The organism is Bacillus sp. FSL M8-0266, from assembly GCF_038613425.1.
Taxonomy (GTDB): Bacteria; Bacillota; Bacilli; order Bacillales; family Bacillaceae; genus Bacillus; species Bacillus pumilus.
In genome coordinates, this window is sequence record NZ_CP152015.1 from 3782201 (window position 1) to 3806495 (window position 24295).

Consider the following 24295-nt stretch of genomic DNA (forward strand, 5'->3'; position numbering starts at 1 on the left):
GTAGTTGAGAATTTTGAGGAGTGAATACATATGAACGGAACGTTTCTATATGACGAGTTTAACGGTCGTCAGCTTGATATTTACGTTCCACAGGACACCTCTATTAATGTTCCAGCTGTCTTTGTACAAGATGGCTCTTCTTTGTTTAGAACACACCTGCTAGAGATCGAAAGGCTGATCGAAGCCAAAACCATCTCGCCAATCATCATTGTCGGCATACACCCTTTCAATCGACTTGATGAGTATACACCATGGAAGGCATCATCACTGCGCTCTGGGTTTCCTGACTTTAAAGGCGAGGCACAGACATATGTGTCGTTTTTAGAGAATGACTTGCTCCCATATATCAAAAAAGAATATCCAGTTCAAGAGACCTGTCATGAACATAGCCACGTAGGTGCTTCATTAGGTGGGCTATTTGCAATTTATACTTTATTGATGCACCCTGCTCTTTTTAAAAACATCGCATCTCTCTCCGGGTCATTTTGGTATCAAGATTTTCTACCGTTTGCTAAACAACAAAGCATTCAGTATGTGGATCACCTTATTTATTTGTCTGTGGGCAGTGAAGAAGGTAAAGGCAAAACATCTGCTCAACAGCACATGCCTTTATTCAATAAACAACTACATGACCTTTTATTACAGAAAGGGATGCAGGAATGGCAGCTGCACTATCACATCGAACAAGGGAAGGGCCATCATCTGAAACAATTTCAAAAAAATTTTTTATCAGCCCTAAAGTGGTTTTATAAAAGAGAACTCTAATTTTTTATCAGCATGGCACAAAGCCGATATGATATATTGGAACGTATAGATTGAAAGAGGAGGGATTTGCACATGAGACCTTTACAAATCTCAGCCGACACAGCACAAAAACTTGCAGCATCACTCAATGTACCCATTGAACAAATCATGCATATGCCGCAGCATATCTTAATCGCTAAACTAGCAGAGCTTGAACAGAAGAAAGATCGTTCTTCTTAAAGAAATAAAGGAGTTTACATTCATGGAAAAACAACTAGAACAATCAACATTACAATCTCGCAGTAAAGGACAAACCATCCTGCTGATTGCTGGGATTTTACTTATTGCATTTAACCTGCGGCCTGCCATTACGTCCGTCGGCCCTCTCATCGGCGCCATTCGTTCCGATTTACAGCTTTCAAATGGACTTGCAGGTTTTCTCACGACATTACCACTGCTCTCATTCGCATTACTTTCTCCAATTGCACCTAAAATCGGAAAACGTCTTGGCAATGAACGAACCCTTTGGCTTGGGCTTGCTGTCCTTCTATTTGGGATTGTGATTCGTTCGTTTGGCACGATCACCTTCTTAATGATGGGAACCGCGCTTGTCGGTGTCGGAATTGCGATATGTAATGTGCTCTTACCGGGGCTTGTGAAGCATAAATTTCCTGCACATGCAGGTTTGATGACAAGTGTATATACGACCTCGATGTCCGTCTTTGCGGCACTTGCTTCAGGTGTCAGTGTTCCGCTCAGTCATACGATGCCTGGCGGCTGGAATACATCATTCCTCGTATGGGCTGGCCTTGCACTTCTCGCGATGATGGTCTGGGCGCCGCAGCTTCTTCATCAGAACACAGCGTCCGTCAAAAGCATTTCGCTCACAGAGCAGCCGATATGGCGTTCACGTGTCGCATGGCAGGTGACCTTTTTTATGGGCTTGCAGTCATTCCTTTTCTATAGCAGCATCGCCTGGTTTCCTGATATTTTAACATCACATGGAATGAACCTGTCGACAGCCGGCTGGATGCTGTCCATTATGCAGTTTGCTGGGCTGCCATCCACCTTTTTAACGCCTGTTTTTGCAGAAAAATTAAAAACACAAAGACCACTTGTCTTGAGCCTTGTCCTTGTGTATTTACTTGGCATGATCGGGCTTCTTCTCGGAGGATCGACGCCTATTCTTGTGATCTCTGTTTTATTGATCGGCATTGGACAAGGTGCCAGCATCAGTCTGGCGCTCACTTTTATCGGATTACGAACGACCAATATGGAGCAAGCCGCTGCCCTTTCCGGAATGGCGCAGTCTCTCGGTTATTTATTAGCCGCCGTTGGTCCTTTCATGGTCGGTATCCTTTTTGATCTCACACATACATGGACGCCATCCATTATCATCTTTATCATCATCCTATTTTTCATGTTTATATCCGGTATGCGAGCCGGACGAAGCGTCTATATTTCAGATCCATCATAAAAAAAAGAACCCGCCTCCTCATGAGACGGGTTCTTTTCGGTTTATGCTTGTTCTGTCACATGAACCTTTAACGTTGCCTGTACCTCTGGATGAAGCTTCACCGGTACATTTGTGTATCCTAATGCACGGATGGCGTCATTCAGCTCGATTTTGCGCTTATCGACTTTGATTTGATGATCTTTTTGCAATTTATCAGCGATTTGTTTGCTTGTAATTGATCCAAACAGACGGCCGCCTTCACCTGATTTTGCTGTTAGTTCTACTGTTAGCGCCTCAAGTGTTTCTTTTAGTTGTTTCGCTTGTTCAAGCTCTTGGATGGCATTCTTTTTCTCTTTGTTCTTCTGCCCTTCCAATGCGCTTAGGTTCGTTGGGTTTGCTTCAACCGCTAACCCTTGTTTGATGAGAAAGTTGTGAGCGTATCCGTCAGCTACATTCTTGACTTCGCCTTTTTTCCCTTTGCCTTTTACGTCTTTTAGAAAGATGACTTTCATCTTTGAACCCCTCCTTCGAAATATTCATCAATGGCAGCTTTTAACTGCTCTACCGCTTCTTCAATGGTTATACCATACATTTGGGTTGCAGCGTTAGTTAAATGACCGCCGCCATCTAACGCTTCCATGATAATTTGGACGTTGATATCTCCTAATGATCTCGCACTAATGCACACCGTGTTGTCATCTCGTCTAGCGACAGCAAATGACGCTTCTACCTCACTCATTGACAACAGGGAATCTGCCGTCTGGGCAATCGTGATTTGATCATAATACTCCGAGCTGTCTGACGGTAATGAAGCAATCGCCACCTGATTTTGATACAGATCTGTATGCTGAATGAGCTTTGCCCGTTTGATGTAATGATCGACGGTCTCTTTTAGGAATTTTTGCACAAGGACAGGATCTGCCCCCTTTGCACGAAGATAGGATGCTGCATCAAACGTTCTTGATCCCGTTCTCAGCGAGAAACTCTTCGTATCAACGATGATCCCTGCGAGAAGCGCAGTAGCTTCAATCATGTTAATGCGCAATTTCTTCGGCTGATACTCTAAAAGCTCTGTCACAAGCTCTGCTGTTGATGAAGCATACGGCTCCATATAGACAAGTAATGGGTCACGGATAAACTCCTCGCCGCGTCTATGATGGTCAATGACCACGACATTTTCAATTTTATTGAGTAGTCGTTCTTCCATGACGAGAGACGGTTTATGTGTATCCACGACCACAAGCAGCGTGTCATCCTTTGCAAGCTCCATGGCTTCCTCTGGCGTGATAAAACGTGACCAAAGATCTTCATAATTCTTAATTTCACTAATCAAACGTTGAACACTGTCCCCAATCTGGTTGGCATCAATGACAATATAGCCTTCTTTCCCATTAGCCTGGGCGACCTTTAAAATCCCAATGGATGCACCGATTGAGTCCATGTCTGGGAACTTATGCCCCATGATCATGACATTTCCGCTTTCAGAAACAATTTCTTTTAAAGCATGAGAAATGACTCGTGCGCGTACACGTGTCCGTTTCTCCATTGGATTCGTTTTCCCGCCGTAGAATTTCACTTTTCCATTCGGCTGCTTAATGGCTACCTGATCCCCGCCTCGTCCGAGGGCAAGATCAAGACTCGACTGCGCAAGTGCCCCAAGCTCTTTTAAAGAAGGTACGGATGCACCGATCCCGATACTCAGGGTAAGCGTCGCACTATGCGCTCCTGTTTTCTCACGGACCTCGTCTAGAATAGAGAATTTCGACGCTTCCAGCTCTGCTAAAATGCTTTCATTTAGAACCGCCATAAATCGTTCGGACGAAATTCGCTTCAGGAAAATGCCATATTCCTGTGCCCAATTGTTTAACAGAGACGTCACTTCACTATTAATGGTGCTGCGCACCTGATCGTCAAGACCCTGCGTGACATCATCGTAATTGTCTAAAAAGATATAAGATAACACCGTTCGTTCATTTTCGTACTGTCTTTCAATCTGTACCTGTTCTGTGACATCAAAGAAATATAAAAGGCGCTCTGACCGTTTAATAATGACTTTGAATTTCCGGTCATTCAGCGTCACATTTTCTGTCTCGACCTCTTGTTTAATAAGAGGCACAACGGACTCGAATGTATCATACAAGGATCTGCCGACAAGCGTGCTTTCATGAAAACACGAAGCGAGAAATGGATTTGTCCATTCGATATAATACTGGTCATTAAACAGCATAATACCAATTGGCATTTCCATTAATGCTTCTTCTCCAACCTTTTTGACTCGATAGGATAATGTTGAAATATATGAATCAATCTCTTTTTGCACTTGCGTATCTGCCCACTTTAAGAAGTAGAGCACACCTGCAAGGACTAAAAGACCAACCGCTCCTATGATCCAATTATAATAAAGGTTGAGGAGGACTGTGACCACCGCAAGGACAATCAAAGCGATGATCGGATACTTGATGACAGGTTTTCTATAGAAGCTTGGCACTGATATCAACTCCTCAACATTCAGAGTGAATTATTTGTTTTTTACTTTTTCTCTTAAATCAAAGCCTATGTCAGCAATCCCTATAATACGCACAATCACACCGATTGGCGGATAGAGAACCCCTAACACGATAGCGAAAACGGGCACCGCTTTTGAGATGCTTTTTTCGTGGCAATAATAGAAGATAAAAGAAAATCCCTGAATAAGCACCAGTATAAATAAAATTTGAAACGCACTCGTTTGAACGAGCGATAAAAAGCTGCCTTTTTCTGTCTGAATCAGCATCAAAAGCATTGTGAGTAAATAATACCATACCATGCTTTTTGGCAGCCGCATATCCTTAAATTTCTTCAAGGCTGGCATGTCTTTGACAAACCGTTTGATCAGAGGCTTCACAAACCAGTGGTTCACGAACGCCAGCAGTGTGACACCAATCAACAGCGCGACAGGCAAAGCACTCAATGCGGCATCCTGCATCTCTCTGAACTGCTTCAGCTGCTTCGCAATGTCCTGCTCAGAAGCGCCGGATTGCTTTAAGGCAGTCTCTAACATTGGAATCATTTGCTCAATCGACTCTTTCGCGACACTCATAATATCGACTTGAAAAAGCTGAACACTGACAACAAAGGAGATAAGGAAACTGAATAAATAGATCAGCGCACCTGCAATGATGGCATTTCCAGGCTGTCTTCTGCTGTAGAAAACACCCATGCCTAATCCCACAGCAATCAGAATTGGCGCCGTCATGAGTCCATTAATAGACCCAATTAAAAAGCTGATCACTATCCCAATAGCGCCAGCAGCAATTCCTTTTTTCAAGCCGTGCCTGATTGTATAGAGGATAATCGGAATCGGAGCAGCTAGAAAGAAAATAATGGATAATAGCGGCACATACAAATAAAACAGCGTCATGACAGAAAAAATACTGATCATGATAGCGCCCTCTACTAACGCTTTAGTTTGTTTCACACCTTCACCTCTATCTAATCCTTTTACTATATCTTGCTCAATGTGTCCTTCTATGTATACGTACGATGTAAGCTACACCATGTCTTACTCCAACCTTTATTTTACCATAGCGGTAAATCGCAAGTAAAATGCAGGCTATCTTAGGAGCGTTTCACGTGGAACACTGATATCGATTCGTACATGCAACTTTTCAAACAGCATGTTACAATTTTTTAGATTATTCTTAGCTATAGACCCTGAATTCAAGGTCAAAAGCTGTTAGAATAGAAACATCATCAATAAATGTAAGAAGGAGAATTCACATGGGAAAAACACTCGTATTCGGACACAAAAACCCTGACACAGACACGATTTGCTCTGCTATCGCTTACGCTGATCTAAAAAACAAAATCGGCGTCGAAGCAGAAGCAGTCAGACTTGGAGAAATCAATGGAGAAACACAATTCGCATTAGATTTCTTTAAACAAGAAGCACCTCGTTTCATTGAAACGGCTGCAAACGAAACAAAGCAAGTCATTCTTGTCGATCATAACGAATTCCAACAAAGTGTAAGCGATATTGATCAAGTACAAGTGACTGAGGTCATTGACCATCACCGTATTGCCAACTTTGAAACAAGTGAACCTCTATACTATCGCGCTGAGCCTGTTGGCTGTACAGCAACAATCTTAAACAAAATGTACAAAGAGAACCAAGTGAAGATTGAAAAAGAAATCGCTGGTTTGCTTTTATCTGCAATCATTTCTGATTCCTTGCTATTCAAATCACCAACATGCACACAACAAGACATTGATGCTGCGCATGAGCTAGCTGAAATTGCAGGAGTAGATCCAGAAGTTTACGGCCTAGACATGCTAAAAGCTGGCGCTGACCTAAGCCAAAAAACGGTTCAAGAACTAATTACAATTGATGCAAAAGAATTCGCACTAGGCAATAGCAAAGTGGAAATTGCGCAAGTCAATACAGTAGATATCGCAGAAGTTACAGCAAGACAGGCTGATATTGAAGCGAAAATCAATGAAGTCATCGCAGCGAAAGGTCTTGATCTATTCGTTCTAGTGATCACAGACATCCTAGAAAATGACTCTCTTGCACTTGCACTCGGTGTCGAAGCTGCAAAAGTAGAAAAAGCATTTAACGTCACACTTGAAAACAACACCGCTTTACTAAAAGGTGTTGTATCAAGAAAGAAACAAGTCGTACCTGCACTGACAGACGCACTTTCTTCATAAACACAACAAGACTGCTGACATGTTCAGCAGTCTTTTTTCTTCTTTTAATGAATGTACATATCGCTGACAAGAATATCCTTTAACACACTTGTTGGAATCGTGAATTCAACTACACCCATGTAACCAGGCGCCACATCATATTCATTAAAGGAAATCACCAGTTTGCCTTTTGAATTGATATAGAAGCTTTGATCTGGCTGAATCTTCTTAAACGGTTCAACCGTATCTTGCTTGGTAATCCAGTAAATCTTATTTGAATCCTCTTTCATCTGTTTCTTCATTTGCACTTTAATATTTTCACTAATCACATCAATATAACGGTCATCTTTAAACAGGCTTGGTAATGTAATGAGTACATGATTTTTCTTATCCACCGTATCATACGTCATTTCCTCTGCCGCAGACGCCTGAGTGGTCACCTTGTATCGACCTAGTGAGAGAATTTGGTCATTGTTTGTTCTCACTTCATATCCGCTCTCAACACTTAAATGACCATTTTTATATCCCTTTGTTTCCTTTTCAAAATCTTGATACAGCTTTTTGTTTTCAGCTAAATATTTTTGATTCAGGCTGTCTTCTAATTTTCCGTCCCCAAGCCCTGAAACGTGTGGTGTTTTAAGGTCAATATTCGTTCCTTGATCGCTCTTTTTAAATTCTGTGAATGTCACGACTTTCACCAGCTCGCCAATGACAGGTATCTCCGAAATAGCTCTTGCCGCCTGTGGACTGACATTCACAGTCGTGACAAATAGAGCAGCCGCAGCAACAAGTCCGATCGTCCATTGCTGAAAATGAGGTTTTTTGTTTTTTCGTTTTAATGTCCGTTCAACCATAGCATCATATTCCGGTGGAATGGGGATTTCTAAATATTCCTCTTTTAACTGTTCTAAATACTTATCCATTTATATTTCCTCCTGCGATAATTCTACTTTTAAAAGCCGCAACGCCTTATATAATCTTGTTTTAATGGTGTTTTCATTTTCATCGAGAATGTGGGCGATGTCCTCTAGTTTTAAATCTTCAAAGAATCTCAAGATAATGATGCCCCGGTAGATTTCGGGCAAATCCTCTATGGCTCTTCTGACATCTTGATCCTCATATACATCTGATTCACCCTGTGATAAGAATTCAAGCGTATCATCGTCTGTCACTTGCACCCGCTTCTTCTTTCGTAAAAAGTCTAGGGCTGCGTTCACCACGATTTTATAAAACCAGCTATGCATCTTGGTCGCATCCTCTAATCGGTGAACAGATTTGAGTGCTTTATGAATCGCCTCTTGAACGACATCCATCGCATCTTCTGGGTTTTTGACATAACTATAGGATAATCGATAAAAACTGTGTTTATGCTCCATTACGTAATCAGCAAATTGATCCTCAATTTTTCGTTTCTTCATTTTACAAAGAGCTCCTTTATCTTAAATGCGCATCGGTTATTTCTTACAATGGATAGACGCGCACCTTTTGAAAATAGTTTGCGCTCGATTATTTTTTAACATGTCATTCCATTTCCGTTTCTATACAAAAAGAGCGAACCAGACAGGTTCACTCTTTCAAAGCGGATATTGTTTGATGGACAAACTGTTTAAGTGGAGAAAGCGGATGAATGATCGGAACGCCTGTCTCCTCTTTCATCTGCTGTGCCGCATGAACCATTGATAGCTGCATCACGCAAATGTCTCCACTTTTTTTCATACATCTTCTGAGCTGCTTTTTGATTAGCTCCTCATAATCCTGCATATCACCATTTAGGCAAAGGTGAAAGACATCCTCCATCACCATAACCTCTGCATCAATCTGTTTGCCGTACTCTTTTGCATATGACTCAAGCCGCTTCATTGTCCCTTCCACTGTATTCGGGTTTGAAAACACAAGTTGAAGAGGCCCTTTTTTCTGACAAATCAGTTCAAATAACGGTTCATCAATCGGAACAATCGGTTGCTTAAAGAGATGCTGCTGATCACCCAAAGCGGCAATATATTGTGTGCACGTGAGCAGAATGATGTCGGCTTCATCTTCTTTCATCAATTTGTTGATGGCATAGGTTTGCTGCTTGTGAGGATTAAAATCGGGATCTTTTGTGGCACGTTCTATAAATGATGAATCGACCATGTGATGCAACTCAATATCTGTATCACCAAACACCTCTTCTATATAGGACTGATTAGACGGATGGGCATGAAGGCAGTGTAATCGAATCATCAGGTTCGCTCCTCGTGAAAGTTTTCAATCATTATATCAATCCTTGTATGAAATAGGGAGAAAGATGACCATATTGTTAGGGAGATATTGAAGGAGGGATTCGAATTGAAAGAAGATCAACACCCTAAGCCATCTTCAGAGTCAGAAGACACTTTAACAAATCGGCAAGGTCACCCCGTAACAGACAATCAAAATATGAGAACCGTTGGAAATAGAGGCCCAACTACGCTTGAAAATTACGATTTCCTAGAAAAAATCAGTCATTTTGATCGCGAACGTATTCCTGAACGTGTCGTCCATGCGCGCGGTGCAGGAGCTCACGGTTATTTTGAAGCCTATGGCACATTCGGTGACGAGCCCATTTCCACTTATACAAGGGCGAAGTTATTTCAGGAAAAAGGAAAAAAGACTCCTGTTTTCGTTCGTTTTTCTGCTGTCATTCACGGCGGTCATTCGCCAGAAACATTGCGCGATCCGAGAGGGTTTGCGATTAAATTTTATACAGAAGAAGGCAACTGGGATCTCGTTGGAAACAACCTGAAAATTTTCTTTATCCGAGATGCTTTGAAGTTTCCAGATTTGGTTCATGCCTTTAAGCCTGATCCTGTCACCAATCGACAGGACGGCGAGCGTATTTTTGACTTCGTCTCGCAATCTCCAGAAGCGACACATATGGTGACATTTCTCTTTTCACCATGGGGTATCCCAGCAACCTATCGCCACATGCAAGGCTCAGGTGTCCATGCGTACAAATGGGTGAACCATGAAGGAAAAGCAGTGCTGGTCAAATATCACTTTGAACCGAAGCAAGGCATTCGCAACCTGACACAAGAACAGGCTCAAGCGATACAAGGTGAAAACTTTAATCATGCCACACAGGATTTATATGAAGCTATTGAGCAAGGAGATCATCCTGAATGGGAGGTCTATGCGCAGATCATGGAAGATGATGCCCACCCTCACCTCGATTTTGATCCGCTTGATCCAACAAAGCTTTGGTACAAGGATGACTATCCATGGAAACCGATCGGACGAATGGTGTTAAACAAAAATCCAGAAAATTATTTCGCAGAAGTTGAGCAGGTCGCTTTTGGGACTGGCGTTCTCGTAGACGGTTTGGATTTCTCAGATGATAAATTGCTTCAAGGGCGCACCTTCTCTTACTCTGATACGCAGCGATATCGTGTGGGACCGAACTATTTACAGCTGCCGATCAATGCACCGAAAAAGCATGTCGCCACGAATCAAAGAGATGGGCAAATGGAATACCAGGTCGATCAAGGCAAAGGGCAAAATCCTCATGTGAATTATGAACCATCGATCCTCGGCGGATTAAAAGAAGCCAAGCAGGATGGAAAGGATCATACGCCTTTTGTAGAGGGTGACGTCAAACGGGAAGCCATTGACCGCCCGAACAACTTCGGACAAGCTGGAGAAACATATCGCCGCTTCAATGATTGGGAACGTGAGGAATTGATTAAGAACTTAGTCAACACCCTTGCGACCTGTCAAAAAGACATTCAAGAGCAAATGATCGAAAACTTTACAAAGGCTGACCCTGATTACGGAAAGCGTGTTGCTGACGGTTTAAAAGCCTTCAAACAAGAACAGCCAAGCGGACCTATAGGGTCTACAGGCGCCGCACAAGCTGTAGACGAAGCGATTAACAACAGCACACCATCAGATCCTTATTAAATAAAAAAGAATGCAGCGCCTAGGCTGCATTCTTTTTGTATTCATCGATTAAGCGTTTTGACCCTTTTTAATCCATTCTGCTACATTGACTGTACGTTTTGCTTGATGTTTTGCAGCAGCTTCGGCATCCTCTTGGATCTTTCCGTTTTGGTCAACAGTGACACTCACGCCGTAAGGGTTGCCCCCTGCACCGTATAACGAGTCATCTGTGTATCCAGGAGCGGCAATAATCGCTCCCCAGTGGAACATCGTTGTGTATAGGCTAAGAATGGTCTGTTCCTGCCCGCCATTTGGGTTTTGTGCAGAGGTCATCGCACTCACTGCTTTGTTTGCCAATTTCCCTTGGAACCATAGGCCGCCAGTAGTGTCTAAGAATTGCTTCATTTGAGCCGGTAAGTTACCAAAACGTGTTGGCATGCTAAAGATGATGGCATCTGCCCACTCTAAATCACTTAATTGAACCTCTGGGACATCCTTTGTTTCGTCTAAATGTGCTTTCCATGCTGGATTTGATGCCACAACTGCTTCTGGTGCCAATTCAGCAACCTTTAATACTTTCACTTCGGCTCCAGCTTCTTTCGCTCCAGCCTCTGCCCATTTTGCCATCTGATAGTTTGTACCTGTTGAACTATAATAAATAACTGCTAATTTTACGTTTTCCATTTGTTCCATCTCCTTTTGTTTGTTTTGCCCAAAAAGCTTCTGTAAAAAACCCATCTATATTCCCTACCTTCATTAAAATTGACGACGATACCATAATGCCGCAGCATCGACTTCTTCTCTCGTTAGCTGATGTCCGCGATTTTCCCAATGTAGTGTGACCGAAGCGCCTGCGCCTTGCAGCAATTGCTCGAGCTCTTGTGATTCCTCTGGGCGGCACATTGGGTCATTTTTACCAGCTGCGATAAAGACTTGTTTCCCCGCCAATGAAGGCAATGAAACTCCGCGTCTTGGAACCATTGGATGATGCAGGATCGCTCCTTTTAACGCATCCTCGTAATGGAATAAAAGACTTCCTGCAATGTTCGCCCCATTGGAATATCCGAGAGCGACGACATTGTGACGATCGAACCCATATTCATCTGCTGCTTCTCCGATAAATGTATAAAGTTCCTCTGTCCGCTCAATTAAATCCTGCTCATCGAAAACACCCTCTGCTAAACGTCTGAAAAAGCGCGGCATACCGTTTTCCAACACATTTCCTCTCACACTAAGAACAGAAGCGTCAGCATCTACTAAATCGGCAAGCGGCAATAAATCTTCTTCCGTCCCGCCAGTACCATGCAGTAATAACAAAACAGGTCTTTGTTCATTCTTTCCTTTTCGAAAAAGATGTTTCATCATGCATCTCCTTTCCCTTTCAATTCTCTCACTTCTATTGGCAGCACAATTTGTTCAATCTGACTGCGCTGCGCTTCATATTGCGGTGGCAGTTTCAATGCTTCACCCATAGTTTCCACTGATTCATCGTGTGCAAACCCTGGAGGATCAGTCGCAATTTCAAATAATATGCCGCCAAGCTCTCTAAAATAAATGGCATTGAAGTAATTTCGATCTTGCACAGGTGTCACTTGATACCCGCTTTGCGCAATATGTCTTTGCCAATCTAACTGATCCTGATCATCTGTCGCTCTCCATGCAATATGATGCACCACTCCAACACCCATACGTCCGCGTGCAACAGGTGTCTTGTTCACATCAATGACATTGCCTATCTCACCAAACGAACGGAATCTCACATAATCCACTTCTTCTCCAACTCGTTCAAAACCCATTGTTTGTTCGAGCAGCTGCATCGTTTGCTCTGGCTGTGATGTTAACAAAACAGCTCCGCCAAATCCTTTGATTGCAACATCTGGTGTGACTCCGTTAAATGTCCACTCATTTTGTTTCCCTTCCGCACGCTCTACAAGCTCAATCAACAAGCCGTGTGGATCTTCAAATGAGAGAAAGGCTTCATCAAAGCGTTCAACCATTTCATAAGAAATATCAAACTGCTCAAGACGTTCCTCCCAGAAAGAGAAAGCGCCTGGTGGTACAACATATGTCGTCACGCCCACTTGACCTGCGCCAATTTGTCCCTTTTGAGCACCTGGCCAAGGGAAAAACGTGATAATCGTTCCCGGAGATCCTCCTTCATTTCCAAAATATAAATGGTAAGTACCTGGATCATCAAAATTCACGGTCTTCTTCACGAGACGAAGTCCTAAAACACCTGCATAAAAATCAACGTTCTCCTGAGGATGCCCTACAATTGCTGTGATATGGTGAATTCCTTCTGTTTTCTTCACTTCTAATGACCTCCTAATCATGAAGTAACAAGCCTCTATTCATTATGTCTTTACTGACGTCTTTATATTATCTCGAATTCGAGATATTAAATCAAAAAAATATATTTATCTCGAATTAAGGATATGATGTTTTTAAATAAAAGTCAACGATTTTTGTTTTTCCTTTGAAAAAAGCAGGTCTGTTTTTGCATAACAGACCTGCTCTTCCTTGATTATTGCAGTAATTTTTTCTTTTTTAAATAGGCTTTCGCTACCTGAAATGCATCCTTACCTTTTACATTCACTTCATAATTCATTTCTCTCATCTCATCGTCTGTGATTTGACCACCGAGCTTATTGAGAGAGGTCTCAATCTCAGGGTACTCCGTTAATGTCTCCTGCCTTAGCAGCGGTGCTCCTTGATATGGCGGGAAAACATGCTGATCATCATCAAGCACCTTTAATTTGTATTGCCTCAATTCACTGTCTGTCGAATACGCATCGACTAAATTGATATCTCCTTTTTGAATCGCTCGATACCGAAGCTTCGGTTCCATCGTCACCACATCATCAAAGGCAAGTTGATAGGTCTTTTGAATACCTCGATACCCATCTTGGCGATCAGAAAATTCTAAGGTGAATCCGGCTTTTATGCGATTCTTGATCTTGCCTAGATCTGAAATATTGGATACATCATATTGATCAGCCAGCGACTGAGGCACGGCTAAAGCATACGTATTATTGTAAGCCATCGGCTCAAGAAGGCGGAGCTTAAAAGATGATTCCAAACCGCGCCGCGCTTGCTCATACACTTTTTCTTTATCTGTGCTTTTCGCTGTTTGTTTGAGGAACTCAGAAATCGCAGTGCCCGTAAACTCAGGATAAATGTCAATATCACCAGACCGTAAAGCTTGAAAAACAAAAGACGTCTTGCCAAGACCAGGCTTAAGATTGACTTGAATATCCGTATCCTGTTCAATTAAAAGCTTATACATCGAGATCAGAACTTCAGGCTCCGATCCTAGCTTTCCACCGATGGTGATTTCCTTCTTTTCTTGTTGAAACAGTAATGGGCCCGCGACAATAGCTCCTGCAAACACAGCAAAAACCGTCACAGAAATCACAGTCTTTTTAAAAGAGATTTTCTCAAACGTGCGCAGCACCACATCAAATAAGAGTGCGAGTAAGGCTGCTGGTATAGCGCCAATGACAATGAGTGACATATCATTTCGGTCAATTCCCAGCAAAATTAGACTTCCTAATCCCCCAGCTCCGATCAGTGCGGCAAGAGTGGCAGTTCCCACAATGAGAACCATCCCGGTTCGGATACCTGCCATGATGACTGGCATGGCCAGAGGCAGTTCCACCTTTAATAACCGTTTACGGTGATTCATTCCCATGGCAAGCGCCGCTTCTCTCAGGGAAGGGTCGACCTCCTGAATGCCTGTATATGTATTTCTTAAAATAGGGAGTAGGGCATAAACGACAAGCGCAATAATCGCAGGAACTTGCCCAATTCCAACAAGAGGAATCAGCAAGCCAAGCAGCGCAAGCGACGGGATTGTTTGCAAGACCGCCGTCACCCCAATCACCCATTCTGCAAGCTTTGGCACTCTCGTTAAATAGATACCTAAGGGAATGGCAATCAAAATGGCTAAAAATAAAGCAATAAACGAAATTTGAATATGCTCAAGTAAGGCGTGTCCCAATTGTTCTTTTCGATCCAATAACACATTGATCCAATCATTCATGTGACTCGCCCCTCTCTCTAGGAGAATCAGCTAAAAACTGAATCACCGCTTGACGATTCACTAGTCCAATTCGCTCCCCATCCTTTTCCACAGCCAATTCCTCATGCTTTGCCAATTGGGATAAGACCTCATCCAGCGTGGCATGTGCTGTGATCGCTTCATAGCCTAAAAGAGCCTCGTGAGCCATTGGTCTAGCCATGTCCTCTAGCTCAAACGATTGATGTAACGCATGGCGAGCAGCCCCTGAGACAAACTCCCGAACAAAAGCATTCACTGGGTGTTGAACCAATTCCTCTGGACGACCAATCTGCACCACTTTCCCTTCCTTCATGATACAAATTCGATCACCAAGCCTCATCGCCTCCTGCATATCATGTGTCACGAAGACAATGGTCTTTTGAATACGGCGCTGCAAATCAAGCAGATCATCCTGCAATTTCTCCCTCGTTAGTGGATCTAACGCACTAAATGGTTCATCCATGAGGACAATCTCCGGATCAGCTGCAAGTGCACGTGCAACACCGATACGCTGCTGCTGTCCACCAGATAGCTCTGATGGCTTTCGATGTCGATACATAGCAGGGTCAAGCCCAACCATCTGCATCAATTCATCCACTCGCTTTTTAATCTCGTTCCGACTCCATTGTTTGAGCTCTGGCACCACAGCGATATTTTCTTCAATGGTCATATGAGGAAAAAGAGCAATTTGCTGCAGAACATACCCAATATCCCAGCGCAGTTCATACATATCATAATCGTTTATTTTTTGACCCTTTATGTAAATCTCACCTTCTGTTGAAGAAATGAGACGATTGATCATTTTCAATGTTGTCGTTTTCCCGCTTCCACTAGGTCCAATGAAAACAAAAAACTCACCTTTCTGAATCTCTAAATCAACCGATTGAACGGCATAGCGCTCATCAGAAAATTGCATCGATACCTTCTTAAATTCAATCATCTTCCCACGCCCTGACTGCAATTATTTTCTAGACTACCAATATGACAGATCAACCCCGTATTTGTATAGAACAAACTGTCACTTTTACTCTCTTTTACATACTTCCCCTAAGGTGCCCGCCAAAAACAGCTCTAGCCAAATCGGATGAGATTCTTCGTGAGACAAAAAAAAGCGAAGAGCTCGAGGCTCTCCGCTTTTAAGTCAACGACTTACTCACCAGTAACGTATGGAAGTAATGCCATTTGACGTGATTTTTTAATCGCTAATGTCAATTTACGTTGATACTTAGCGCTAGTTCCTGTTACACGACGAGGTAAAATTTTACCACGCTCAGAAACAAACTTTCTAAGAAGATCAACATCTTTGTAATCGATGTGCGTGATACCGTTAGAAGTAAAGAAACATACCTTACGACGTTTCGCACGACCGCCTCTGCGTCCACCTGCCATTTGTTTTCACACCTTTCCTTTAGTCAATTTTTCAAATCAATTAGAATGGCAAATCATCATCGGAGATGTCAATCGGTTTACCATCATTCGCAAATGGGTCATCATTGAAGCTATTTCCCTGATTACGATTTTGTTGGTTGCTTTGATTGCCATATGGATTTTGATTTGGTTCATTTCCAAATGGATTCTGATCGTTTTGGCTACCGCCATAATACTGGCCTCCGCTATTGCCACCGCCGCTGTATCCACCTGAACCAGCACTGCCGCTCTTAGGCTCAAGAAATTGAACACTTTCAGCTTGAACTTCTGTCACGAAGACACGCTGTCCTTGCTGATTTTCATAGTTTCTTGTCTGCAAACGACCGTCTACACCGGCAAGACTTCCTTTTTTCAAGAAATTAGCCACGTTCTCGGCTTGTCTTCTCCAAGTAACACAGTTAATGAAATCGGCTTCACGCTCTCCAGATTGATTCGTAAACGTACGATTCACAGCTAGAGTAAACGTGGCTACAGCCGCACCATTAGGCGTGTAGCGAAGCTCAGGGTCTTTTGTTAGTCTTCCGACCAATACAACACGGTTTAGCATATTGAAAGACCACCTTTAAATATATATTTCAATGATTTATACTTCTTCTTTAACAACAATGTGGCGAATGATATCGTCACTGATCTTAGCTAAGCGGTCAAATTCTTGAACTGCTGCAGCGTCAGATTGAACGTTTACGATTTGGTAGAAGCCTTCACGGAAATCGTTGATTTCGTATGAAAGACGACGTTTACCCCAATCCTTTGTTCCAGTGATCTCCGCACCGTTTGAAGTTAACACGTTATTGAAACGCTCGATAACTGCTTTTTTAGCCTCATCGTCAACTGTTGGGCGGATGATGTACATAACTTCGTACTTTCTCATCTGATTGCACCTCCTTTTGGTCTAAGCGGCCCTAAACGGGCAAGGAGCAATAAATTATATTACTCACAATTGTATATTATAACAAATTACTTGGCCTATGACAAGAACCTATACATTAAAACGGAAATGAATGACGTCTCCATCTTTCACTACATATTCTTTACCTTCTAGACGGACTTTTCCAGCCTCTTTTGCAGCAGACATGCTTCCACCAGCAAGTAAATCTTCATATGCAACCGTTTCAGCACGAATAAACCCACGTTCAAAGTCCGTATGAATGATTCCAGCACATTCCGGTGCCTTCATTCCCTTTTTAAACGTCCAAGCGCGTACTTCCTGCTCACCTGCTGTGAAATAAGTAGCTAAACCAAGAAGTGAATAAGATGCTTGAATCAGCTGATCTAGACCTGACTCTTTGATGCCAAGCTCTTCAAGGAACATTTGCTTCTCTTCTCCTTCAAGCTCTGCAATTTCAGACTCGATCTTCGCACATACGACGATGACTTCAGCATTTTCACCAGAAGCAAACTCACGGATTTGCTGCACATATTCGTTGCCGTCATGATCTGCTACTTCATCCTCACTCACATTTGCTACATAAAGAACTGGTTTAGATGTGAGTAAATGAAGCTGTTTCACAAGCTTCTGCTGCTCATCTGTAAATTCTACAGATCTTGCCGATTTCCCAGCTTCAAATGCGTTCATTAGCTTCGACAAAATATCAAATTCAGCTACCGCTTCCTTATCCTTTTGTTTTGCAAGCTTACTCACACGAGCCAAACGTTTTTCAACTGTTTCTAAATCAGCCAAAATCAACTCTAAATTAATGGTTTCGATATCTGACACAGGGTCAACCTTACCTGATACGTGTGTGATGTTATCATCTGCAAAAGCTCTCACCACGTGACAGATCGCATCTACTTGACGAATGTGAGAAAGGAATTTATTCCCTAAACCTTCACCTTTTGAAGCCCCTTTGACAATACCGGCAATATCAGTGAATTCAAAAGCAGTCGGAACTGTCTTTTTCGGCTGCACCAATTCTGTTAGTTTTTGCAAACGCTCGTCTGGAACTTCTACAATTCCGACGTTTGGATCAATGGTACAAAACGGATAGTTAGCAGACTCCGCTCCAGCCTGTGTAATTGCATTAAATAGCGTTGACTTCCCGACGTTAGGTAAGCCAACAATACCAGCTGTTAAAGCCATTCTTTCATCTCCTCTATATCAAACGTGCTCGTTATACTGCGTAATATGAACCTAGAGCAATTATAAGTAGGTTTACATGAAAAGACAAGCTAACCGTTATGCATTATCAATAGAAGAAACATTGCCAAAAAGAATAAATCAATCCTTTAAAACGGAAATTTGCATCTAATTCTTCTATACAAAAGACAAATTTCATCAAAAAAGCATGAGGCCTACTTAAGCAGTTGGCTCCTCATGCTTGACGAGAATTTTCTTCATTTTTCGTTCAAAGTCTCTTCTTGGGATCATGACGCTATGCCCGCAGCCTTCACATTTAATGCGAATATCCATGCCCAACCGAATTACTTTCCACCGATTGACACCACATGGATGGGGTTTCTTCATTTCAACGACGTCATGTAACCCAAACGCTTTGTCTGCCATCAGCTTTCACCTCTCTTGCTCACTTCATTGAATCTATTGTACAAAAAAACGGCGATGAAGAGCAATGCACAAAGCAAAGACCCTCTTTCTTCTATTCTTTTTTATAGAAAAAACCCTTCTTTTAGATCATTTTATTTGTGACCAATAGTTACTTAAACTCCGCTTTTTTTCAATATTGTCACAAACACTGTAGGTCAAAAGGTTTTTATTGGTAGAACGCTGTGGTTTTTCCATATTTTTTGATTTATGATATCTGCATAAATGTTATGTGAGGGAGCAGGTACGATGGTCAATCGAAAGGATAGATTAACTGATAAAGAATATAAAATCATATCCGATCATGCTGGAAACATAGACAATTACCAGCAGCACCATACGATAGAAATAGGTCAGCAAACGCTCACTGTCCATGATTTTCTCAAGGTCGATCATCAATTATATGGATTAACGATGCAGCCGGAACAATCAGACGAGTTCATCGTCGCTTTTCACTGTCCGATGCCAAAGCAAATGCCGGTGACCTCGCCACAAGATGTACACACTGCGGCACAGTCATTGCTCAAAACGGATTATGCCTATCCCATTGAAAGGAAGTCCCTTGATAGCAATCAAGATCATGTCTTTTTTAAAGGGAAGGAATACATAGAGCAAGTCAGCCAGAAGCATCCCAATGCAGGTATCTATCTCACTGGACAAGCCCTTGCCGGTGCTGTTTGTGCTTATGTTGCGACAGAACAGCCAGCTGTCAAAAAAGCCGTCACCTTTGATAGCCCAAATATATGGAGCAGTCTGGCGCCTTCGATTCAGCAGAAAACGCAGCAAGGTCAATATACACGGATCTTGACTGAATATATTCAACCTAGTCATTATGTAGGTTTACTCAATCGCCATGATCATGGAGTTGGTCAAGTTAAGTACACCGTGCCGCCACAGCAACAAGGCGCCGTCCAAGAATCCGTTAAATATAAACAAAGAGAAATTGACACCTTTTTAAAATCAGCTTTTGCGTCTATGAATATAGAATGGAACGAATCCTTTGATACAAATGCTTTTTTAGCTCTTATTTCTGGGAGTTTAAAAGGAAATGGGTATTCATTCCACAAAGATGGATCTGCCCGTATTTTAGATGAACAGCTTGATCATAATACAAGTTTTACAGCCATGCTGTTGCAAGAAATCCATTCTGGACGTGCATATGCACAAAGCGGTCTAGAAATTATCATAAAATCCCATTTACTGAAAAATTCATCCTACGATCTCCAAAGTGTGATTGAACATGAAGTACACACTATATTTGATAAAATCGATGGGATCGATGAAAGTGTAAAAGACGCCGTCCAGCATGTAAAACAAGAGCTCAAAGGACTCGTCGGCTTTGGCCACTATGATTTATTAAGTCCAAGTGATGTGGAAGCACTGGTAGAAGAAGTGAGGATGGAACAACATCATTCCTCCTTTTATTCACATGAAAAACAACTGAATGCCCTGTACACCTTGAGAGATTACGAACAAGAACTTTCTTCCCTTTCAAGACATATGTACACAATGGGTGATGATTACGCCAAGGCAGATAGACGCCTTGCGATGCAAATGGGTATTCATTAAGAAAGGAGTCACCGCATGATCAATCAAAATAAACCTCCTAGTGACGCCCAGCGTTTCTTGCAAAATGTGAGTGCCCGCCGCTCCATGTCTGTATTTGAAAATCAATCGGCACCACAAACACAAACGCAGTCCCCAGAAGAAATAGCCGCAATTCAAGCCATACGAAGAGAAGGACAGCGAAAGGATCTAAAACGGCTGCTCAAAATGCGACTGCATGACGAATTAGCAAACACTCGCGTACACTTGGAGTATCAATTGTCTAAAACCGAAGACATGATCAACCAGACGACCATTGTCAAACAACACATCTCCCAGCATTTAAAAGGACAAGCCATTTCAGAATTAGAGGAACGCCTTCAGCGTCTCAAGCAAATGCCAGTCTATGATGATATCAAAGACGCCATTGATTCTATTCGTATAAAATAAGCACAGCTCTGACAAAGAGAGGTGCTTATTTTATTTTATCAATATAATTTTCAGGGCGAGAAAATATCTTTTTACTTAAAATCGGATATAGCATTAAACAGACAAGCAAATAAAGATTCAGCAAGCTGTATATCGGATACAAGAAAGCAATCAAATCGGCAAACCCAAGAGATGTTAAAGGCGCCATCAACAGAAGCATCACGAGCACAACCAGCCAGCGAGGCAATGGTACAAAAGAAAGCATCCGGCTGGATAAACCAAATAAACCTGCCGCTGTCGTCGTATAAATAGCTAGACAAAGGACAACGGTCATAAACACAAACAATGATGTTGGTGCTCCTTCTAATACTGTAAACAAAGGAATGCCTTCTGCTGATAGACTCCCAGAAATATCAACCAATATTTCGTTATACACGTACGAGATGATCCCAAAAATCAGACCGCTTAATATACTCGCCACTTTGGCCTCGCCAAGGCCCTTCATTTCTTTTCCAACCGAAGACAGCACTGCGACTACAGATAATATATTCAAAGAAGCAAAGACAATGCTGGCAGGCCAATTGTACTGCTGCCCAAAATCAATCCGCCACATATGATCATGGTTCATATAATAAAAAACAAACGCATAGATGAGCCCCGCCACCAAAATTGGTATAATGAAAGCATTCACAGATAAGAGCCCTTTCACATCCCAGAAAAAAATCATAAATGAAAATAGACAAAATGCACCGATGCCCACCCAAAATGGCACATGATACATCTCGAGTGTCACCCCGCCACCGGCAATCATGACTGTCGTTGTCGTGAATAAATAAAGGACAATTAAAACATCATACACTTTAGCCAGCCACGGGCCGACAAGCCGCTCTAGCACTGGCACAAAGTGATCGGCACGTACCTCATAACTGATTTTTAACACCACATAGGTAGACAGCATAAACATCAATGTAAACAGTAGAATGGCTAGTCCACTATCAATGCCAAAAAACTGCCAAATTTCTTGGCCGGAAGCATACCCCGCTCCTATTAAGCTTCCTAAAATTAAAAGCGTCCACCTTGAACCAGCCTTCCACACAATCATCACCTCATAGGTATAGAATTAAGCTTGTTTCCGTATACTGTTACTAACTACTATGACAAGGAAGTGAGACCTATGAATAGCAAGAACGGTCTTTTTTTTAGAAATAGGGTGAAAGAATACGTGTCCCATACGGATACAAACGCCATTCAACAGCTTAAAAGTATTTTATTCTCGCATCTTCAGAAAGCAGGAAAAAGACCCGTTGCCATCGTTTGTATTGGAACAGACCGCTCAACTGGCGACTCTCTAGGTCCACTTGTTGGTACAAAGCTTTCAGGCCTTGATTTGAAAAAGCTTCATGTATATGGCACGCTCTCTGACCCAGTTCATGCGGTCAATTTAAAAGAAAAGCTCGCTGAAATTGAACAAGCTCATAAACATCCGTTTATTGTAGCGATTGATGCCTGCTTAGGAAGAGTGAAAAGTGTAGGCTCCTTCCAAATTGGAGATGGACCGTTAAAGCCTGGAGCGGGTGTACAAAAGGAGCTGCCAGAGGTAGGAGATATTCATATTAATGGGATCGTCAATGTGAGCGGCTTTATGGAATACTTCGTTCTCCAAAACACACGCCTTCATCTTGTCATGTCTATGGCCAATATACTTTCTGAAAGTCTATCTCATATTGATCAAATGGATTGGACAAGAGAAAAAAGCCGTTCTCTCTTCGCTCCTATTCAAAATATCACTGGGAGAATATAAAAAAGACCATCTCGTATCAAGATGGTCACTCTGATGATTCTCTCGCAGAAAGCAATTCGAGGATTCTTTCTAAATCTTCGTTGGAGAGAAATTCAATCTCTATTTTTCCTTTTTTCTTCTGTTTCTTGATCGACACTGAAGTGCCAAAGTAGTTTTGCAAGAAAGACTCTCTTTCTTTCAACACTCGATCCTTTGGTGCTTCTTTTTTCTTTGTTTCACGTGGAACATTTTCGTTTAATTGCTGAACAATTTTCTCAACCTGACGTACGTTTAACCCCTCGTCCACAATTTTCTTTACCAATGGCGCCAGCTTATTTTTGTTTTTCAAGCTAAGCAAGGTTCTTCCATGACCCATCGATAACTTTCCATCTGCAATCAGCTTTTGTACTTCATCCGGTAAAGTCAAAAGACGGAGATGGTTCGCAATATGCGGTCTGCTCTTCCCTAATCGCTTCGCTAATTCCTCTTGCGTCACACTTAGGTGATCTAGTAAGGAAGCATAGGCTTCCGCTTCTTCTAATGGAGATAAATCCTCGCGTTGCAGATTTTCTAAAAGGGCAATCTCTCTCATGAGCGTTTCTGAAAATTCTCTGACGATCGCAGGAATCGTTGTCAGACCAGCTTGTTGTGCTGCACGGAAACGACGTTCTCCTGCTACAATGTCATATCCTTTAATCGATTTACGGACAATGATCGGCTGTAAAACACCGTGCTGCTGAATGGATTCTTTGAGATCAGACAATGCATCTTCATCAAACGTTTTCCTTGGCTGATACGGGTTTGGACGCAAATCCTTTATTTTGATTTCTTCAACCGTTTCTTCATTTGAGTCTACAGTGTTAAATAGTGCATTAATACCCTTTCCAAGACCTTTAGCCATTCGCATCCACTTCCTTTGCTAAGTCTAAATAGACATCTGCACCTCTTGAACGTGGATCATACAAGATAATCGGTTTCCCATGACTAGGCGCTTCACTCAGTCTTACATTTCGCGGAATCACGGTCTGATAGACTTTATCTCTAAAGTATTTCTTCACTTCTTCGATGACTTGAATCCCAAGATTTGTTCGTGCATCAAGCATTGTCAGCAAGACACCTTCAATGGCGAGATCCGTATTTAAATGTTTTTGCACGAGACGAACGGTGTTTAACAATTGGCTCAATCCTTCAAGCGCATAATATTCGCACTGTACTGGGATTAAAACGGAATCGGATGCTGTTAACGCATTAATCGTCAGTAATCCAAGTGATGGCGGGCAGTCAATAATCATATAATCATAATTTTGCTTAACAGATTCAAGTGCTCTCTTCAATCTCACTTCACGTGAAATCGTAGGCACAAGCTCTATTTCAGCCCCTGCAAGCTGTATCGTCGCAGGAATGACATCAAGATTTTCGACCTCTGTCGTCTTAATCACATCAAGAACATCTGCATCATCAACTAAAATATCGTACACGCACTTCTCTACGTCGGCCTTCTCAATCCCAATACCACTCGTGGCATTGCCCTGCGGATCAATATCAACTAACAACACTCGTTTACCTATGTATGCTAAACACGCACTCAAATTAACAGAAGTTGTCGTCTTCCCGACGCCGCCCTTCTGGTTGGTAATCGCTATGATTTTTCCCACGATGTCACCCACTTTCAACTTAACAAGTTTCTCATTCATTCATACTTCCTATTCTATCAAAAAAAGTATGAAACGTTTGCTTTTTTTGTTTCTC

The 24295-nt window shown here is 42.2% G+C and carries 27 protein-coding genes; 8 read left to right on the top strand and 19 right to left on the bottom strand.

The window, feature by feature from the left end:
• Window positions 1-30: 30 nt before the first annotated feature.
• From MKY83_RS19460 to MKY83_RS19470, 3 genes are all read left to right on the top strand, one after another.
• The gene (locus tag MKY83_RS19460; RefSeq protein ID WP_113767974.1) at window positions 31-765 is read left to right on the top strand and encodes an alpha/beta hydrolase-fold protein; all 735 of its coding nucleotides are present in this window, start codon (window positions 31-33) and stop codon (window positions 763-765) included.
• Between the two features lie 72 nt (window positions 766-837).
• The gene (locus tag MKY83_RS19465) at window positions 838-984 is read left to right on the top strand and encodes a YycC family protein (RefSeq protein WP_003214589.1); all 147 of its coding nucleotides are present in this window, start codon (window positions 838-840) and stop codon (window positions 982-984) included.
• A gap of 22 nt (window positions 985-1006) precedes the next feature.
• The gene (locus MKY83_RS19470) at window positions 1007-2221 is read left to right on the top strand and encodes an MFS transporter (protein WP_113767975.1); all 1215 of its coding nucleotides are present in this window, start codon (window positions 1007-1009) and stop codon (window positions 2219-2221) included.
• Between the two features lie 41 nt (window positions 2222-2262).
• Here MKY83_RS19470 and rplI read toward each other — a convergent pair whose 3' ends face one another.
• From rplI to MKY83_RS19485, 3 genes are read right to left on the bottom strand one after another with little or no spacing between them, the layout of a single operon-like run.
• Window positions 2263-2712 (bottom strand): 50S ribosomal protein L9, encoded by a 450-nt coding sequence (rplI, locus tag MKY83_RS19475; RefSeq protein WP_044139055.1) that lies wholly within the window; start codon window positions 2710-2712, stop codon window positions 2263-2265.
• Entirely contained in the window at window positions 2709-4688 is a 1980-nt protein-coding gene (locus MKY83_RS19480) for a DHH family phosphoesterase (RefSeq protein WP_044139054.1), read from the bottom strand. Before MKY83_RS19480 ends, rplI begins: the two co-directional genes overlap by 4 nt.
• A gap of 30 nt (window positions 4689-4718) precedes the next feature.
• The gene (locus MKY83_RS19485) at window positions 4719-5657 is read right to left on the bottom strand and encodes a YybS family protein (RefSeq protein WP_335351313.1); all 939 of its coding nucleotides are present in this window, start codon (window positions 5655-5657) and stop codon (window positions 4719-4721) included.
• 302 nt (window positions 5658-5959) lie between these two features.
• On the opposite strand from MKY83_RS19485, the gene MKY83_RS19490 reads away from it, so the two are divergent.
• Window positions 5960-6889, top strand: coding sequence for a manganese-dependent inorganic pyrophosphatase (locus MKY83_RS19490; protein ID WP_003214584.1), 930 nt, complete (start codon window positions 5960-5962; stop codon window positions 6887-6889).
• 44 nt (window positions 6890-6933) lie between these two features.
• Here MKY83_RS19490 and MKY83_RS19495 read toward each other — a convergent pair whose 3' ends face one another.
• The 3 genes from MKY83_RS19495 to MKY83_RS19505 all read right to left on the bottom strand — a co-directional run bounded on the left by MKY83_RS19495 (window position 6934) and on the right by MKY83_RS19505 (window position 9091).
• Entirely contained in the window at window positions 6934-7791 is an 858-nt protein-coding gene (locus MKY83_RS19495; RefSeq protein WP_185108521.1) for a DUF3298 and DUF4163 domain-containing protein, read from the bottom strand.
• The gene (locus tag MKY83_RS19500) at window positions 7792-8286 is read right to left on the bottom strand and encodes an RNA polymerase sigma factor (protein WP_003215191.1); all 495 of its coding nucleotides are present in this window, start codon (window positions 8284-8286) and stop codon (window positions 7792-7794) included.
• A 148-nt stretch (window positions 8287-8434) separates the two neighbouring features.
• Window positions 8435-9091: a hypothetical protein gene (locus MKY83_RS19505; protein ID WP_185108525.1), complete on the bottom strand. Its 657-nt coding sequence runs from the start codon at window positions 9089-9091 to the stop codon at window positions 8435-8437.
• Window positions 9092-9196: 105 nt separating this feature from the next.
• Here MKY83_RS19505 and katX point away from each other — a divergent pair, with 105 nt between their 5' ends.
• Window positions 9197-10786 carry a catalase KatX gene (katX, locus tag MKY83_RS19510; protein WP_113767980.1) on the top strand — a complete coding sequence of 530 codons (1590 nt, stop codon included), beginning with the start codon at window positions 9197-9199 and terminating at the stop codon, window positions 10784-10786.
• Between the two features lie 48 nt (window positions 10787-10834).
• Here the strand turns inward: katX and wrbA are convergent, their stop codons facing one another.
• The 10 genes from wrbA to MKY83_RS19560 all read right to left on the bottom strand — a co-directional run bounded on the left by wrbA (window position 10835) and on the right by MKY83_RS19560 (window position 18756).
• The gene (gene wrbA / locus MKY83_RS19515) at window positions 10835-11503 is read right to left on the bottom strand and encodes an NAD(P)H:quinone oxidoreductase (protein WP_217012624.1); all 669 of its coding nucleotides are present in this window, start codon (window positions 11501-11503) and stop codon (window positions 10835-10837) included.
• A gap of 18 nt (window positions 11504-11521) precedes the next feature.
• Window positions 11522-12130, bottom strand: a complete 609-nt coding sequence (locus tag MKY83_RS19520; RefSeq protein ID WP_044139045.1) for an alpha/beta hydrolase — start codon at window positions 12128-12130, stop codon at window positions 11522-11524.
• A complete protein-coding gene (locus tag MKY83_RS19525) occupies window positions 12127-13098 on the bottom strand; it encodes a ring-cleaving dioxygenase (RefSeq protein ID WP_065097574.1) in 972 nt (323 codons plus the stop codon). The genes MKY83_RS19520 and MKY83_RS19525 overlap by 4 nt, the downstream gene beginning before the upstream one ends.
• Window positions 13099-13289: 191 nt before the next feature.
• A complete protein-coding gene (locus MKY83_RS19530) occupies window positions 13290-14807 on the bottom strand; it encodes an ABC transporter permease/substrate-binding protein (protein WP_319610050.1) in 1518 nt (505 codons plus the stop codon).
• Window positions 14800-15765: an ABC transporter ATP-binding protein gene (locus tag MKY83_RS19535; protein WP_044139042.1), complete on the bottom strand. Its 966-nt coding sequence runs from the start codon at window positions 15763-15765 to the stop codon at window positions 14800-14802. The genes MKY83_RS19530 and MKY83_RS19535 overlap by 8 nt, the downstream gene beginning before the upstream one ends.
• Window positions 15766-15974: 209 nt before the next feature.
• On the bottom strand, window positions 15975-16214 hold the full coding sequence (gene rpsR / locus MKY83_RS19540) for a 30S ribosomal protein S18 (RefSeq protein ID WP_008347556.1): 240 nt from the start codon (window positions 16212-16214) through the stop codon (window positions 15975-15977).
• A 40-nt stretch (window positions 16215-16254) separates the two neighbouring features.
• Window positions 16255-16800 carry a single-stranded DNA-binding protein SsbA gene (gene ssbA, locus MKY83_RS19545; protein WP_065097572.1) on the bottom strand — a complete coding sequence of 182 codons (546 nt, stop codon included), beginning with the start codon at window positions 16798-16800 and terminating at the stop codon, window positions 16255-16257.
• Window positions 16801-16836: 36 nt separating this feature from the next.
• Window positions 16837-17124, bottom strand: a complete 288-nt coding sequence (gene rpsF / locus MKY83_RS19550) for a 30S ribosomal protein S6 (RefSeq protein ID WP_044139040.1) — start codon at window positions 17122-17124, stop codon at window positions 16837-16839.
• Between the two features lie 108 nt (window positions 17125-17232).
• Window positions 17233-18333 (bottom strand): redox-regulated ATPase YchF, encoded by a 1101-nt coding sequence (ychF, locus tag MKY83_RS19555; protein WP_044139039.1) that lies wholly within the window; start codon window positions 18331-18333, stop codon window positions 17233-17235.
• A 216-nt stretch (window positions 18334-18549) separates the two neighbouring features.
• Window positions 18550-18756: a DUF951 domain-containing protein gene (locus MKY83_RS19560; RefSeq protein WP_012011910.1), complete on the bottom strand. Its 207-nt coding sequence runs from the start codon at window positions 18754-18756 to the stop codon at window positions 18550-18552.
• A gap of 285 nt (window positions 18757-19041) precedes the next feature.
• Between MKY83_RS19560 and MKY83_RS19565 the strand changes: the two genes are divergently transcribed.
• Window positions 19042-20361 (top strand): hydrolase, encoded by a 1320-nt coding sequence (locus MKY83_RS19565; RefSeq protein ID WP_265208623.1) that lies wholly within the window; start codon window positions 19042-19044, stop codon window positions 20359-20361.
• A gap of 15 nt (window positions 20362-20376) precedes the next feature.
• Window positions 20377-20787, top strand: a complete 411-nt coding sequence (locus MKY83_RS19570) for a hypothetical protein (protein WP_044139037.1) — start codon at window positions 20377-20379, stop codon at window positions 20785-20787.
• A 25-nt stretch (window positions 20788-20812) separates the two neighbouring features.
• Here MKY83_RS19570 and MKY83_RS19575 read toward each other — a convergent pair whose 3' ends face one another.
• A complete protein-coding gene (locus MKY83_RS19575) occupies window positions 20813-21868 on the bottom strand; it encodes a hypothetical protein (RefSeq protein ID WP_113767984.1) in 1056 nt (351 codons plus the stop codon).
• A gap of 72 nt (window positions 21869-21940) precedes the next feature.
• Here MKY83_RS19575 and yyaC point away from each other — a divergent pair, with 72 nt between their 5' ends.
• The gene (yyaC, locus tag MKY83_RS19580) at window positions 21941-22567 is read left to right on the top strand and encodes a spore protease YyaC (RefSeq protein ID WP_126741553.1); all 627 of its coding nucleotides are present in this window, start codon (window positions 21941-21943) and stop codon (window positions 22565-22567) included.
• Between the two features lie 25 nt (window positions 22568-22592).
• Here yyaC and MKY83_RS19585 read toward each other — a convergent pair whose 3' ends face one another.
• Together MKY83_RS19585 and soj are read right to left on the bottom strand one after the other, a co-directional pair.
• A complete protein-coding gene (locus tag MKY83_RS19585; protein WP_126741554.1) occupies window positions 22593-23447 on the bottom strand; it encodes a ParB/RepB/Spo0J family partition protein in 855 nt (284 codons plus the stop codon).
• A complete protein-coding gene (gene soj / locus MKY83_RS19590) occupies window positions 23440-24201 on the bottom strand; it encodes a sporulation initiation inhibitor protein Soj (protein WP_034620351.1) in 762 nt (253 codons plus the stop codon). The genes MKY83_RS19585 and soj overlap by 8 nt, the downstream gene beginning before the upstream one ends.
• Window positions 24202-24295 lie beyond the last annotated feature (94 nt).